The following is a 14,402-nucleotide window of genomic DNA, read 5'->3' on the forward strand; positions in this document are numbered from 1 at the left end:
ACCCGAACCACTGTTGAGGCGTCGTAAACCGCTTTATTTGACATCAAAAGCCAGATGTTGTAGTCAGTATTTGCGTTGATGGGACTGTTATGGCAGGTGCAAAGTTTGCTATGATAGTCCGTTATTTCGCGGGCGGCTGTTTTACCCGTTTATGCAGTAGCCTGTGGTCACCCTCTGGCTGTTGTCATGGCCGGGATTGTTGCCGAACTCTCTCATCCTTTGCATGAAGGCGGGGGTACTTAATGGCTGTAGTTGCCAAAAAGTCATCCATGATTTTTTTCTCGGATCCAGCTGACCATTACTGTCACCGGGTTCGTATTGTACTGGCAGAAAAGGGCGTTGCGGTGGACGTTCAGAATGTAAATCCGGAAAACCTTCCTCGGGCGCTTTCTGATCTGAACCCCTACAACAACGTTCCTACCCTGGTTGACCGGGAACTGGTTCTTTATGAACCAAACGTCATGATGGAGTATCTGGACGAACGTTTCCCTCATCCACCGCTGCTGCCGGTTTATCCAGTCAGCCGTGCCCAGAGCCGACTGATCATGCACCGCATTCAGAAAGACTGGTGTGCCCTGGTGGATACTATTCTGGATCCCAAAACCAAGGAGACACCGGCGGCTCGTGCTCGTAAAGAGTTGCGGGAGAGTCTGTTGGCTGTTGAGCCTGTTTTTGCTGAAATGCCGTTCTTCATGAGTGAAGAGTTTACCCTGGTGGACTGTTGTGTGGCACCGATCCTCTGGCGTCTGCCGTTGCTGGGTGTTGAGCTGCCGAAACAGGGTAAGTCTATTCTGGACTATGCTGAGCGTTTATTTGAGCGTGAGTCGTTCCAGGAAAGCCTTTCTGAAATCGAAAAGGAAATGCGTGAATAACCTGGCTGGCGGCGTGAAGTGTTTGTCCGGAGGCTGTTATGACAATGACCAGTAGCCGTTCGTATATTGCCAGAGCACTGTATGAATGGATTCTTGATAATGATTGCACACCCTATATTCTGGTGGATGCCTATCGCCGTGGCGTTGAGGTTCCCCAGGAGTTCGTTAAGGATGGCCAGATTGTTCTGAACATCTCGCCAACGGCGGTACGGGCTCTGAATATTGGTAATGATTACATCATGTTTGACGGCCGTTTCGGTGGTCGCGCCCTGACGATTACCGTGCCTGTTCCGGCATTGATGGCTATTTATGCCCAGGAGAATGGTCAGGGAATGGTCTTTGAGGCAGAGCCACTTGATGAGCGGGAAGAGGCGGAAGATGTTCAGGCAGAAGTGCCGGACGAAGAGCCGCCTCAACCACCGAAAAAGCCGGGGCGTCCTCATTTAAAAGTGGTTAAGTAGCCCTTTTATATACAGACTCCCTTTGAAAAACAGCCGCTATGCGGCTCTTTTTCAAGATGCTTCGATTAGCTTCTTTACAAAATTACTCTGTTGCGGCCCAAGCAGGTGAGCTTTGAAATTTTCCATCGCTTGGGCAAGCATTTCCATCTTGCTGCGGATTTCAGTGATGGAATTTTCGGCCTGGGTTTCTTCCGGGGCTGGATCAAGATCGCTTTTCGTGCCAGATGGTCTGTTTTTCGAGGCGATATTCCAGGTGACTGGCAAACAGGGCTGGCCTGAAATTGATTTCCTGGCAGATACTTCCTGTATAAGCGCCAGCAGTTGCTTTCGGCAGTTAAGGAGTTTTATCAGATTTTCACTGGCTGTTTTTATATTGGATACAAAGCTGGTAATACGATCTTGTGCTTCGATAATCAGTTCAAGGTCAAATTTGATCAGTGATAAATCCTGTGTTTCCTGATCACTGTCGAAGGTGAATAGTTGCAGTACATTGATGATCTCTTTTTGCAGCGTAAACGCATCTTTCAGAATTTGTTGATGTGTTGAGAATGATGTTGCCAGTTCGAAAACTTTATCACTGAGATTACGTATCTCCTGTTTTTGTAGAGTGATTCGTGTATTTTTATCCATTTTTGACAACTCTTTTTGTCTGGCCAGGTCGGATTCCATTTTTTTCAGATAATCAGTGGAGCAAGTGGTAATGCCCCGCCCCCTCTGAATACCCTGTGGTATGACATCAAAAAATTGTTTAATCAGTATCTCGGCTCGTAACGATTTTATCTGGACAGTCAATAGTGAGTCGTCCGGAGGGTTATTCAACAGCTCCAATACAATGGCATCTGCGTGTGGTAGCTGACCATTCGCATAATGTCGCCATGCCATATCCAGTGATTCCAGTGTGTCAAATTCGATTTTCCGGGAAGCGATGTCTTTGTGGTCACCAAAGTGATCACTACTGGCACTGCAGGGTGGTTGATGATTTTCCACTGAGGTGGATTCTTCGTTGTCAGATTCATCGCTATTCTCAATGTTATGGCTGTTTTTTTTTGAGGTTATTGTTGACAGTTTGCTATTGATAATGGCTTCCAGTTTTTTCTGTTCTCTGGCATTATTTTCCTGCTCTTCTTTGATCAAAATATTCCAATACTTTTCTACTTCGGCATTTTTAATTTCCATCTCTTGATGGGTTATTTTGCGGAGCCTTTCTAACTGGGGTGCCCAGATGGACTGGTAAAAATTGATCTGCCTGGTTGAATCGAATTTCCCCAGTATTTTTTCAACATTTTGATAAAGAATCAGCTGGTCTTCTTTATCATAACTATCGTCTTGTTTTGCGGTCATGTACTGAATTTTCAGTAATATTGTATCAATAAGAGGGTTAAAATATGCGAGGAATTCATGGTCACGAAAGCCAAGTTTAATGATCAGCTCCAGTGTTTCCAGCAGATTGATTTCATCATTACAATAAGCTATCCATTGTTTGATCAGAGCTTCTATGGAAGCGACATTTTTATCGCTTATACAGTTTGAAACAAGGCGTTTACAGGAAGCCAATATCAAAACCATGCTTTTTAAGAATTGTTCAGAGCTAACGGTGTACTGTAAAGGGTCCAGCAATTCGATGAAGTGGGCTACCATTTTATCCACCTTTTGCTGGTGTTTGCCTGTGATGGATTCAATTGACTCTTTGGTAAGCAGGGTATTGTGAAATTCTATTATCCTCTGCGCCACCTCCTGTTTAAACATGAACTCTTCTTTGATATGAGACAGTGCAGCAAAGCCGTATAATGTGTTGAACATTAACATTGCTTGTTGCATTTTGGTTTTTTCCAGAAAATTGTTTTTTGCCCTGTCTTTGGATATGTTTTCGAGTTCGCGAGTAATGATGGCGATATCCTGGGTTGCCAGTTCATTGCTTTGGTCGAGTAACAGAATGGCTCGGGCATAAATATTGGCTGCGTTTCTTGTTTTATTGGGATTGGCATCCTGATATAACTGCAAAAAGTCAACTGACAAACGGTCAACACTTTGTTTCAGGGTTCGAACAATGTCTACCGCTCTTCTGGTTTGTTTTTTTGGTTCCTGTTTCTCACTTATTTTGTACTTTGCCTGCAATACCGGGTCTGCGCACCATTTTTTATTGCCATTAGCAGAGCTGGCAAGTGTGTATACCTTACTGTTTCTGGCAACGAGTGTTGTTGTGTCTGTTGTATCGGGTTTTTGCCTGGCGGCCTGGGCCGGGAGTTCCTGGATGGGGCTGCCATTATCAAACAGGAATTTTATTTCGTGATCCATTAAGGACTTGAACGTCTCAAAAGACTCAGGCATTACCTGCCCCAGCAGGGTTGCTGTTTTGCTGTAGGCATAGGTAAACCAGCTGTGAGTCCATAGTGTTTCGGTAGCCCGTTGTGCCTTGATTGCGTAGAGCAATGTTTTCAGGTTGGCAGTTTCAAGGTGATGTCGGATAAGATCAATATGAGGCATCCAGCTATGAAGAAAAGGCGCTTCTGTCTGCAGGTTGCACTGCGTATCAATACAGGAGATCAGGCGAATCGTCATATAAATAGCCGATAGTCCTGCTGCCTCTTCGTAATGACTGATATCTGTCCCGTTATCTGTTGCCATTATGTAGGCAATGGCTGATTTTAAAAAGAACGTCAGGGAGCGCGCAGTGTCACCTTTGTGCAGGGATATAGTGCCCTTGTACGCGCAGTACAGCATTGCCCGGCGCATTGTGGTGATGTCTGTTGTACCTGATTCAGGTGTATCACTGATTAAAAGTGTTGGGGTTAATAACGCGTTGATCTGTTCATTGACAGGAAAAGCCAGATCTATCTCTTTCCAGTCAGCTGCAGAAAGGTTCTTTTTTTCTAAAAAATACATAACACTATAAATATGGAGGGGAATAACAATATGGTAATCTGGGTAGATTGCGTCGAATTCGGCTGGAAGAGTGAAGTGCAGATCATGATATGTCTGGTTGTTGTGAGTGGGGTCATAGGGCTGCATGGCAAGATTGAATGCTTCAGGAGATCCGGTCCGGGCAGCCAGAATCGCCAATACCGCGGAGGCTTTCATGTGCTGTACACGGTTGACGGTTTGCAAGTCCCTGAGTATTTCAGTCATGAATATCGGGTTGTTAACGTCACAGTGATGAATGACCTTATAAAGTGCCAGGATCAGTATGGATTCTATGTGATTTAACCGCTTTCCTGTTTCCAGTGCTAACAGTGTCGTATCCGAAAAGACTCTCATGTCAATAGTTATCGGATCCGTCTGGTCGGGTTCCTGAATAACCTTTAACACCTCACTGAATAAACTATCTCCCAGATTATCCTTCCTTTTTTCACTCAAGCTGTCACTGGTTTTCGGGTTGGATATTATGGTTAACACGATTTGAATTTTTTTCTTAATGAGTTCCTCCTGGTCTGCCTCTTTGGTCTCTGCCGGATTGGCTGGCCCGGCTGTTGTTTTTTTTGATGGCGTTTTTTTGCTTGAAACGCAGCTCGCCGGTACTTCCGGGGGGGATCTTTTGGTGTCCTGTTCGACAACATTTGAATCTGAGCTTTTGTTTGAGCGGCTGAGTGGAGGGCCGAATGTCTCTACGTTGATGGTCTGCTGATGAGCCAGTGGTTGACTGGAGTGATGTTGCGGTTGTGTTAACTGATTTTCTTTAGCCTGGAGAGGTGCTGTAAGATAGTATTCAGCAAGAATATAGGGCTTGAAAATGTTCATCAGCCTTGGCGATGGAGAAGCCGCATAATAATGGTCTCCTCCAGAGTGAGCAATAAATAATAAACTGGTTAGTCGTGCATCACCAGCATTGCTGTTAAACAGTGCTGGTTGCTTAACAGTTAACGTATTAATCAGATTTGGCGTTAATTGCTTTGCTTCATGAATACTGTGCTTGTGTTTCTCAATATTTTGCTCTTTGGGGTTGACTTTCAGCAAGATAATGGTTGTCCCGGTGACGATAGCCATTATGTGCAATAGAGAGCTCCATCCGTAGTGGGCGGTATCATTGGGATTACCTGCCGAATCGGCAATGGTTCGGTTCTCCAGCAGGTCATTAATGGTTATGCCAGACTCCGGAAGGATCAGAGTATTCAGTTCCTCGTATTCAAAAGCGCTCAATCCGGCGTTGTGTGCGCAGGCTATCCAGTTATGGATTGTACACCTTACCATTTCAGAACTGATGACAACGTTTGTATTCGGAGTATTGTGGAGCAAGGTGCCCTGCAGAAAATTATACGTTTTCAGGAAGTTGGTTGCTGCTGTTGGGTTTTTATTCAGTCCACTGGCAAGGGACTCGTAAAAACAATTGCCATCTTTTGCAGTATTTTCCAGATGAAAATCATTTCTCAGTAAAATCATCAGTTCATTGAATGAGTAGGCAGTTTCATGCCTGAATCTGTCCGACGAAAGAATATTGATCAACGCCCTTTTTTCCAGGGATGCGGAATGTTTTAGCTGATAGGGTGAACCAAAAAAACAGTGGTATAAGCGATCAACAGGGTAAATCTTCCTGATTAAAGTAATTATTTCATGAAACCCTCTAATCAGTGCTTTAAATGGTTCTGACTGGTAAAAAGATGGATTTTTTTGCTGACAGTACAGAGTGGTAAAGTGCTTCTCTATTTTTGCAAGAGCGACTGCGCTATTGAGTACTTCTGTCAGTTTTTGGCTGTCTTTTGTATTTGTAACTAAATTGTCCTTATTGTTTTTCAACGATAAAAGATCGAGAGCCAGATAACCATTTGTCGACAAAACAGGAATGGTACCGCTGTACTGTGTACTTATATAGGTGGGGATTCTGTTGACATAATGATCATGTGTGAAGTCCAGTTCTTTCATCCATGTGGTTTTAACCAAACATTCAATTTTGATCCAGGGTTTTCCCGTAAGAAACAGGGTTAACTGCCCTGATAAAGGTGATATCTCAACGTTATCTGGATGGTTACCAACAAGACGCATGTTTGGGCTACAGTCTTCCCAGGGAAAAGCTTCGCTGAACACTATACGTTGCAGTTTTTGATTGAGATGAATAAGCAGTTTGTTGGTGGTTTCTTCATCATTCAACAGTATATCAATATCATTCACATTCTCATTAATATGACTGTGTAGCAGGTCAATACCACAGGAACCAAAAATAAACAGTTGTCCCGGATGATCATGGTTAAAGTGCATGATTTCAGTGAGTACTTCATAGAAGATAGCTCGTTTGGCTGCTGGCAGAGATGGTTCTGTTATTTCCGAAACACTGGCTAACGGTCGGTCTTTTTGAGCGGTTTCCGGGGGTTCTGCCCCATGCTCGACAGTTGCTTTAACGGGTGATGCAGGATTCATTTCTTCGATTTTATAGCGGATTAGCGGTTTTTCTTTCGAAGTATTCAATGGCGGAACTTGACGATTTAGTTGTGTATCAAAAGTATCGGTGCGAACAATACCACTGGTGTTGACTTCGGTTAATAACGTAGTTGATGATGCTACGTTATTTGACCCATTGGATACCTGCATAGTGAGACCTTATCAATTTTACCCATGTAGAAGACCTGAAGGCTTAATCATAGCAGTGCTGGAAGCGGTAATGACGATCTTGCAAGAATGGTAAAAAAATAAACCCGGACTTTGCAACTCTCTGTTAAAGTTTGGGGTGACATTGTCCAGGGCAGAACAGGAAGAAAAATGAAGCTTGCAATTATCAGTGGCAGTCATCGATTGGAATCCCAGAGTGAGCGGATCAGTCGGGTTTTGGCACATCGTGTTCTTGAGCTTTCCTTATTTGATTCGGTTGAGATTCTATCACTGGCGGGTAACCCGCTTCCCCATTGGGATGAGTCCATCTGGCGTGGTGATGAGCAGTGGCAGGCCAGATTGGCACCCTGGAAACAGAAATTGAAAGAGGCGGATGCGCTGATTGTTGTGGCACCTGAGTGGAGTGGCATGGTACCGGCAGGGTTGAAGAATTTCTTCCTTCTGTTTAGTACAGCTGAGCTGGGCCATAAACCCGCATTGATTACTGCGATTTCTGCCGGGCAGGGTGGGGCGTATCCTGTGGTGGAACTTCGTACCAGTAGTTACAAAAATTGCCGTATCTGTTATCTGCCTGATCATGTGATTGTCCGTCATGTCGGGCAGGTGTTCACGGGAGAGGATCCTGAAGGGGATAAGCATCTGCAGGACAGGGTGGACTACTGCCTTAAACTGCTGAAGGCGTATTCAACAGGATTACAGCAAGTCAGAGAAAGTGGTGTGGTTGATCACAAAACATTCCGCAATGGCATGTAGCTGTGATGATATCCGGGAGACTGTTTTCGGACAGCCTTCTGGGTACCCACTTTGCCTCACCATCGTAAAAGCTTTCACTGTGGAATTTTACGTGCTGATCAAGCCTGTTCCCTGAGCAACGGACTGTGAAACATAGTCCGCAAGGACGGGAAGTGTCAGCAGAGAGGTTGCGCTATGAATACTACCGTGCTTGAAGTGACCCAGAGGATTGCAGAGCGCAGTGCGTCACTTCGTCAGAACTATCTTGACCGTATGGAGCATCAGGCCAGTACCGGCAAAATCTGCCAGTCCCTCAGCTGTAGCAATCTTGCCCATGCAGCGACGGCCTGTGATAACCGCCAGAACGACGCCATTTCTGACTTTACCCGGGTAAATGTAGCGATTATCTCGGCATACAACGATATGCTGAGTGCACACCAGCCATACCAGGATTATCCGTATACCATTAAGGAAACGCTGGCCCAACAGGGGCACAGTGCCCAGGTCGCCGGTTGCGTGCCAGCCATGGGTGATGATTTAACCCGGGGGCAGACCGGGATGGATATGTCCCTGTACTCCCGGGATGTTATTGCCCAGAGCGTTGCGATCAGTCTGAGCCATAACACCTTTGATGCAACATTGTTGCTGGGTGTGTGTGACCAGATTGCCCCCGGGCAGCTTATTGGTGCATTGTCGTTTGGTCATCTGCCGACGGCTTTTGTACCTTCCGGCCCAATGCCTACCGTTATTACTGATGATGAACAGGTAATAGTCCGTCAGCACTATGTTGTCGGTGGAGTGACTAAAGATGTGCTGCTGACCATAGCGTGTAATGCTTACCCTGCACCCGGTACCTTTTATGGTACGGCCAATACCAATCAGCTGGTATTTGAAGCCATGGGCCTTATGTTGCCAGGCTCCGCGTTTATTCCTCCGGGGACCGGGCTGCGTGATGTCCTGACGCAGGAAATTGCAGCGGATATCACCAGCAAAATTCACGGGGCTCCTGCTTATCGTCCGCTCTGTAAAGTGCTGGACGAAAAAAGCCTGGTCAATGGCCTTGTGGCTTTATTGGCCTCTGGTGGCAGTACCAACCATTCTATCCATATGATTGCCGTAGCCCGGGCCGCCGGCTTTATCCTGACCTGGGATGACTTTGATGCCCTGTCACAGACGGTTCCGCAGCTGACCCGTGTTTATCCGAATGGTCCTGCGGATATCCATCAGTTTCATGTTGCCGGTGGTGTTCCCGTTCTGTTGGCAGCCCTGGCGGAGCGTGGTCTGCTGCATATGGATGCTGTCCCCTGTTATGGGACCATGGCTGACTATCTGAAAATGCCGGAACTGGAAGATGGGCGGCTGGTCTGGAAATCAATGTCCGGAACGCTTAATCCGGAAGTGATTGCTGACTCCGAGCGGGTCTTTGCCATTACCGGAGGCTTGAAAGTGCTTTCCGGAAATTGAGTTTCGTTCCAACAATCATCTGGCTCAGCGACATCAGATTCAATAGGCGGGCATCCAGTCTGGCAGGAATTATATCCTTTGTCTAAGATCAGTGCCGTTGTGGTGCAAATCTGTCGAGTCTCGCCAAATTGGGCGAGGGTTCACGGCGATTTTGCTGAACTAACCATTCGATGTTTTAACTAATGCTTTAGACTAGGGGAGCTATGGAGTCAATTAGAGGGTATTTTTCCACCTATCAGCGATTTGATGAGCCCGGTTCTGCCATTTCTGAAGCAAGCTGTGCCAACCCCTACAATGAGCCCGCACCACTGGCGGCTTGCAGGGTCGGCGATCTCGGCTGTCTGGATAGAGAACTGCAAAAGGACAGATCTATTGTTTACAAGGATTACCGCTCCGTGAAATCCGGGGATTTCGTTTCCTTGCTGGTTGTTGCAGTTGCTGAAAGGCATGCTGAGCTGGCCCGACTGCTGATCCACCAGGGAGCCAATATTAATTATGTCACTAAAGATGGGTACACGCCGCTTATTTATGCTGCGCAAGAAGGTCATGTTGAGCTGGCCCAGCTGCTGATCGACAACGGTGCTTATGTTGACCAGGCTAATGAAAAAGGATCCACGCCGCTCACCTGGGCTGCGGAAAAAGGATATGTTGAGCTGACCCGGCTGCTGATCGACAAACTGGCTAATGTTAACCTGGCTACTAACATGGGGGCCACGCCGCTCCATTTTGCAGTTCAGAATGCTAATAATGAGGTGGTCCGGCTACTGATTAGCAAGGGGGCTAAGGTTAACCTGGCTACTGAAGGCGGGCTCACGCCGCTCTTTTGTGCTGCACATAAAGGATATGTTGAGCTGGCCCAACTGCTGATCGACAAAGGGGCTGAAGTTAACCTGGCTACTAAAGATGGGGCCACGCCGCTCTATCTTGCAGTTCAAGAGGCTAATTATGAGGTGGCCCGGCTGCTGATCGAGAAAGGGGCTAATGTTAACCTGGCTACTAAAAATGGGGCCACGCCGCTTTATCTTGCAGCCCAGGAGGGTAACAATGAGATTGTTGGGCTCTTATTAGCTAATGGTGCAGACCCAGAGAAAAAAATGAAAATATTGAGCTTAGGCCGTTTTGCTTTCACCAAGGCACCTCTTTCCGCCGCTCGATTCAATGGACGAGACAAAGAAACTGTGAAAATGATAAAAACAGCCATAAAACAAAGAAAAATCAATCCATCCAGTGAATGCCCATCACTGCTTGCTGGTCAATATGCTTCTTACGGTTCAATTCGATAAGCTGGCATCTTCAAAGAGAGCCGATCTTATTGCTGATTACTGAATGTACTCAAACACCTTTACGACTCTTGAAACTCCGTAGGTATTGGCTGCAATCGATACGGCCTCCTGTGCCATTTTGGGAGTAATGAGTCCCATCAGATAAACCGTTCCCTGTTCCGTATTGATTTTGATTCTGTCAGCGATAACGGTTTCATTGGTCACCATTGAGGTTTTAATTTTGGTGGTTAACCAGCTGTCGTTACTTTGCACCAGAATATCGGCGTTTGGGCCAATTTCCAGCTCATTGTAGACTTGGCGGACCTTTTCCACCTTCTGTGCCGTCTGGCCTGCCAGCCTCTTCAGGTTTTCGTTGGGAACCTGGCCAATGAGTAAGACGATACCGTTAAAGCTGATAACTTTAACTCTTGACTCTCTGAGGGCGGGATCTGCCTTGTTAATGTTCACGGCGGTGACGGTTTCAATGGTCTGGTCATCTACCCAGGAACCCCAGGTCCGTTTGCTGTTATCAATGTTGACAGGCTCTTCGTTAACGGAGTCAACCAGCGCTGCGCAACCACTTAACAAGGTCAGTAATCCGGTTAGCAGGCAGGTAGAGAGCGCAATGCCGATAGGTTTCATGGTTCCCCTCTCATGCAGAGTGAAAAATTAAGGTTTGCTGGAGATGATGCCAGTTTATTCAGCGGAAAACAGGAACTCATCAATCAGATCGCAAAGGCAATGAATGACCAGGGTATGCACTTCCTGTATGCGCTGTGGGCTGATGTCAGGCACCCTGATTTCCACCTCTTCCGGGTGGAGCAGGCGCGCCATGTCACCACCGTCTTTGCCGGTCAGGGCGATCACCTGAATGTTCCTGTCATGGGCGGCCTGTATGGCCTGAACCATATTGGGGCAGTTGCCATGGGCTGAAATGGCCAGCAGTATGTCACCTTCCTGACCGAGTGCCCGTATCTGTTTAGAGAACACTTCGTTGTAACTTGAATCGTTAGCGATGGAGCTCATGGTCAGGCTGTCTGCGCAAAGTGACAGGGCTGGCAGAGCAGGGCGTTCACGATCAAACCGGTTAAGCAGCTCAGAAACAAAGTGCTGGGCGTCGCCTGCCGCGCCGCCATTGCCACAGGCCATGATTTTTCCCTCGCTCAGCAAAGATTGAACCATCATCTCTGCTGCATCGGCAATGAGCGGAGGGAGAGCATCTGCCGAGCGGATTTTGGCGTCGATGCTGTCGGAAAAGTGTTGCGTTATACGTTCATGCATGCCTGAAACCTTGAAATGAAAACCATCCGGTTTTCATTCTTTTTTCTTCTGAAGTCGCTCTTCTGAACAGCGATCAGAAGATTTCTCTGCCACTAAGAAAATTTCTTAAAAAGCACTTTTAATCCATTTTAAGCTGTTTTGCCCTGTGCCGTCATGATTGTCAATGGATATTGCATCAAATCGACAAATCCTGTGGCTGTGCTGGCGATATTTTTGCAAATAAACGGCGGCAGTCTTGCGAATTTTCTGTTGCTTGTTTCTGTCAATAGAGCTGGCTGCATTACCGAATTGAATATGGCTTCGGGAGCGAACTTCGACAAAAACCAGGGTGGCATGATCCAGCATAATCAGGTCAACTTCACCGGTTTTGCAGGCAAAGTTTCTATGTAAAAGCGTTAGTCCCTGTTGCTGCAAAAACAACAGGGCGCTTTTTTCGGCTTCGGCACCTTTTCTGCTATTGAGGTTGAGCTTCCAGGGCATAGAGGGCGGAAATAGTGGTGGTTACTGGTTTCTTCGCTCTGTTTTTCAGAGAGATCTCACGTTCGGGGGTTTTGGGCTTCACGATAGGGAGTGGCGTGAGTCGGCCATTCCTGAATATTTGCCACGAGAGTTCACGACGGACTTTTCCGCTCGGAGCAATACTCAGTGATCCGGTCATGCCCTGCAATTGGCTACCCTGCAGGTTTGCCAGTTGCTGGAGTCTTGGGTAGAGCTTATAGGCATCGGCACCCAGTGCGTAAAGTGTGCCCAGTTGGCCTCTGGATTGTTGCCATAGGGTATTGATCTGCTGTTCCAGCGGGGCTGGTGCTCCGGGAATTAACCACGGCATAACAGGAACCCGAATACCATCCATATCCTGATCCTGATTGGTATTGGTGATTCCTGAAAATGCGCTGGATGTTGCGTAGACCGGCACATTGCGTGCGTATTGGTAGGCCAGGGCAGGCTTGATCTGTCTTGCTTCCTGGGGGCTGGCACCAATAAATACCATGTCCACGTCCTGGCGCCGGCGGGCCTGGAATCCCAGGCTTTCGCCCAGAACACGCCTCAGCTGTTTTGCTCTCGCTTCGCTTTGATCGGTGTGCAACAGCCAGCCAACCAGAGTACTGAACTGGGTTTGGGGGTCAAATTCACCGTAGCCGACAACTTCACCACCGAGTTCTTTCCATCTGGCTTCAAAAGAGGTGTTGATTTTCTTTCCCCACTCTGTGTTGGGCGTAATGATAATGGCCGTTCTGTGTCCATCCAGTCTGCCTCGTTCAGCTGCCATAATGGCTTCGTCATCTGCAGAGAGCCCAAATTGGTAGAGACCAGCGCGATACCCGGTCGGTGTTGCCGCTACTCCATCAACTGAAAGCGGGTCGGCTGCGTCATCAATATAGTTCAAAGCCAGAACCGGGATACGGTTGGTAATATCATTGTTTAACGCTTTTACCCGGCTTTTGCTCAGAGGGCCAATAATCAGCTGTGCTCCCTCCTCAATGGCCTGAGTGGCCAGATTATTGATATCGGTGTCCTGGGTATTATAAAACTGAAGTCTCGGGAGAGGTTCTCCCTGACTCATGGCTTCATAGTGAGAGGCCAGCAGACCGTCTCTAATGGCTTCACCGACCTTGCTCAGCCTTCCGGATAGCGGCAGTAGTAGAGCGATTTTGTCAGGACGCCTGGTTGAGCTGCTCTTCAGTGCTTCAAAGTTTCCGGGCAGATACTTGTGCGCCGGATGGAATGACCAGTCCCGCTTCCACTGTTCAAGTCCGGTCAGCTGTTGATCCAGGCTGTGACCGGTTTGATAGATTAATGCCAGGGCCAGCCAGCCTTTCAGTTTTTGTGACTTTTCCTGTTGATACAGGCTGTCGAGACGCTCCGCCGGGACATGAAGGAGTGTCTGCCAGAAGCTGTCGTAATGTGGTTCACGCTCTGTTTCTGTCAGGTAGGGGCCAGCCAGCAGCCACTCATCCAGGGACGCCTGATATTCACCATATCTTGCATAGGCAAGTGCTTTCAGAGTGTGCGCCCGGGCATTAATGTAGGTGTTGTTACTGACAATAACGGCCTCGCGATCAAGCCACTCAAACACCGCCCAGTCCTGACTATTGATCTGGGCAATCTGGGCCTGCTGTACCGCCAGTTCCGCCTGAATTCCCTTTGGCAGTTGCTGGTAAGGCATTCGGTCCAGAATTTGCTGTGTGCGGGTTGGTTCTTTGGTCATCAGCTTTTTGGTGATTGCAAGCGTCAGGGTGGCCCGTTCCGGGTAACTGAGCCTCTCAGCGTCGGCCAGCTGCTGGTCGATGCTCTTGATCGATTTTGCGATTGGCACAAGTGCGCTTTTGGGCTGTGATGAGCAGGCAGTAATCAGTAAAGAAATAAACGCAGCCATAGTAATGGCTGCCAGCTTCCGGGGCAGGCTGTTACTCAGAGCGGTTGTAAAAGTCATCATTTGAAGTCGTGGGCCAGCTCTTCTGGGGTGTCTTTGTTAGTACTTCGATTGTACACAGGGCTAGGAATCGACACTATAGGTTATGGCTATTGTTGGTTCGAATTTTATTCATTTTTGCAATCCCGGGTTGTGACATAGGTTCCTGAAGTGGTATAGCAGCTGCCAAAACAACAGTATAAAAATAGCTGTGGCGCTCAAGCTTTAAGACAGGCTGCAGTCGACCCCTCCTAGGAGGCCTGTGCAGGTTTTTTTGGTCGCAATAATACAGTTATTTCCCTGTTTTCAGGGTGGTGTATTGTATTAAGGACTGGCATAAAGGCAGCTTGAGCCTTGGATCATAACAACGAATGTTGCGCTC

At 47.4% G+C, this 14,402-nt stretch carries 10 protein-coding genes; 5 read left to right on the forward strand and 5 right to left on the reverse strand.

The annotated features are described in order from the left end of the window. Positions 1-242 precede the first annotated feature (242 nt). On the forward strand, positions 243-872 hold the full coding sequence (locus tag KDK15_RS18205) for a glutathione S-transferase N-terminal domain-containing protein (RefSeq protein ID WP_257296814.1): 630 nt from the start codon (positions 243-245) through the stop codon (positions 870-872). 38 nt (positions 873-910) lie between these two features. After that, positions 911-1,333, forward strand: a complete 423-nt coding sequence (locus tag KDK15_RS18210; RefSeq protein ID WP_373691405.1) for a ClpXP protease specificity-enhancing factor — start codon at positions 911-913, stop codon at positions 1,331-1,333. Between the two features lie 51 nt (positions 1,334-1,384). On the opposite strand, the gene KDK15_RS18215 is transcribed toward KDK15_RS18210, so the two are convergent. Further along, positions 1,385-6,850 carry a hypothetical protein gene (locus KDK15_RS18215; protein WP_257296815.1) on the reverse strand — a complete coding sequence of 1,822 codons (5,466 nt, stop codon included), beginning with the start codon at positions 6,848-6,850 and terminating at the stop codon, positions 1,385-1,387. 168 nt (positions 6,851-7,018) lie between these two features. Here KDK15_RS18215 and KDK15_RS18220 point away from each other — a divergent pair, with 168 nt between their 5' ends. The 3 genes from KDK15_RS18220 to KDK15_RS18230 all read left to right on the forward strand — a co-directional run bounded on the left by KDK15_RS18220 (position 7,019) and on the right by KDK15_RS18230 (position 10,347). Next, positions 7,019-7,621: an NADPH-dependent FMN reductase gene (locus KDK15_RS18220; RefSeq protein WP_257296816.1), complete on the forward strand. Its 603-nt coding sequence runs from the start codon at positions 7,019-7,021 to the stop codon at positions 7,619-7,621. A gap of 174 nt (positions 7,622-7,795) precedes the next feature. Then, positions 7,796-9,064, forward strand: a complete 1,269-nt coding sequence (locus KDK15_RS18225) for a dihydroxy-acid dehydratase (protein ID WP_257296817.1) — start codon at positions 7,796-7,798, stop codon at positions 9,062-9,064. A 203-nt stretch (positions 9,065-9,267) separates the two neighbouring features. After that, positions 9,268-10,347 carry an ankyrin repeat domain-containing protein gene (locus tag KDK15_RS18230; RefSeq protein WP_257296818.1) on the forward strand — a complete coding sequence of 360 codons (1,080 nt, stop codon included), beginning with the start codon at positions 9,268-9,270 and terminating at the stop codon, positions 10,345-10,347. Positions 10,348-10,383: 36 nt separating this feature from the next. Here KDK15_RS18230 and KDK15_RS18235 read toward each other — a convergent pair whose 3' ends face one another. The 4 genes from KDK15_RS18235 to KDK15_RS18250 form a co-directional block, all read right to left on the reverse strand. Further along, positions 10,384-10,968 (reverse strand): BON domain-containing protein, encoded by a 585-nt coding sequence (locus KDK15_RS18235; RefSeq protein WP_257296819.1) that lies wholly within the window; start codon positions 10,966-10,968, stop codon positions 10,384-10,386. 54 nt (positions 10,969-11,022) lie between these two features. After that, the gene (locus tag KDK15_RS18240) at positions 11,023-11,607 is read right to left on the reverse strand and encodes a phosphoheptose isomerase (protein ID WP_257296820.1); all 585 of its coding nucleotides are present in this window, start codon (positions 11,605-11,607) and stop codon (positions 11,023-11,025) included. 105 nt (positions 11,608-11,712) lie between these two features. Next, a complete protein-coding gene (locus KDK15_RS18245) occupies positions 11,713-12,087 on the reverse strand; it encodes a YraN family protein (RefSeq protein ID WP_257296821.1) in 375 nt (124 codons plus the stop codon). Beyond that, positions 12,062-14,044: a penicillin-binding protein activator gene (locus KDK15_RS18250; protein WP_257296822.1), complete on the reverse strand. Its 1,983-nt coding sequence runs from the start codon at positions 14,042-14,044 to the stop codon at positions 12,062-12,064. Before KDK15_RS18250 ends, KDK15_RS18245 begins: the two co-directional genes overlap by 26 nt. Between the last annotated feature and the right edge of the window lie 358 nt (positions 14,045-14,402).

Source organism: Endozoicomonas sp. YOMI1 (assembly GCF_024606345.1).
Classification (GTDB): Bacteria; Pseudomonadota; Gammaproteobacteria; order Pseudomonadales; family Endozoicomonadaceae; genus Endozoicomonas.

What these genes read in the sequence shown, in the direction of transcription:
- KDK15_RS18240 (WP_257296820.1), bottom strand. Translation starts at nt 11,607, where the DNA reads ATGCATGAACGTATAACGCAACACTTTTCCGACAGCATCGACGCCAAA.
- KDK15_RS18235 (WP_257296819.1), bottom strand. Translation starts at nt 10,968, where the DNA reads ATGAAACCTATCGGCATTGCGCTCTCTACCTGCCTGCTAACCGGATTA.
- KDK15_RS18225 (WP_257296817.1), top strand. Translation starts at nt 7,796, where the DNA reads ATGAATACTACCGTGCTTGAAGTGACCCAGAGGATTGCAGAGCGCAGT.
- KDK15_RS18205 (WP_257296814.1), top strand. Translation starts at nt 243, where the DNA reads ATGGCTGTAGTTGCCAAAAAGTCATCCATGATTTTTTTCTCGGATCCA.
- KDK15_RS18250 (WP_257296822.1), bottom strand. Translation starts at nt 14,044, where the DNA reads ATGATGACTTTTACAACCGCTCTGAGTAACAGCCTGCCCCGGAAGCTG.
- KDK15_RS18215 (WP_257296815.1), bottom strand. Translation starts at nt 6,850, where the DNA reads ATGCAGGTATCCAATGGGTCAAATAACGTAGCATCATCAACTACGTTA.
- KDK15_RS18230 (WP_257296818.1), top strand. Translation starts at nt 9,268, where the DNA reads ATGGAGTCAATTAGAGGGTATTTTTCCACCTATCAGCGATTTGATGAG.
- KDK15_RS18220 (WP_257296816.1), top strand. Translation starts at nt 7,019, where the DNA reads ATGAAGCTTGCAATTATCAGTGGCAGTCATCGATTGGAATCCCAGAGT.
- KDK15_RS18210 (WP_373691405.1), top strand. Translation starts at nt 911, where the DNA reads ATGACAATGACCAGTAGCCGTTCGTATATTGCCAGAGCACTGTATGAA.
- KDK15_RS18245 (WP_257296821.1), bottom strand. Translation starts at nt 12,087, where the DNA reads ATGCCCTGGAAGCTCAACCTCAATAGCAGAAAAGGTGCCGAAGCCGAA.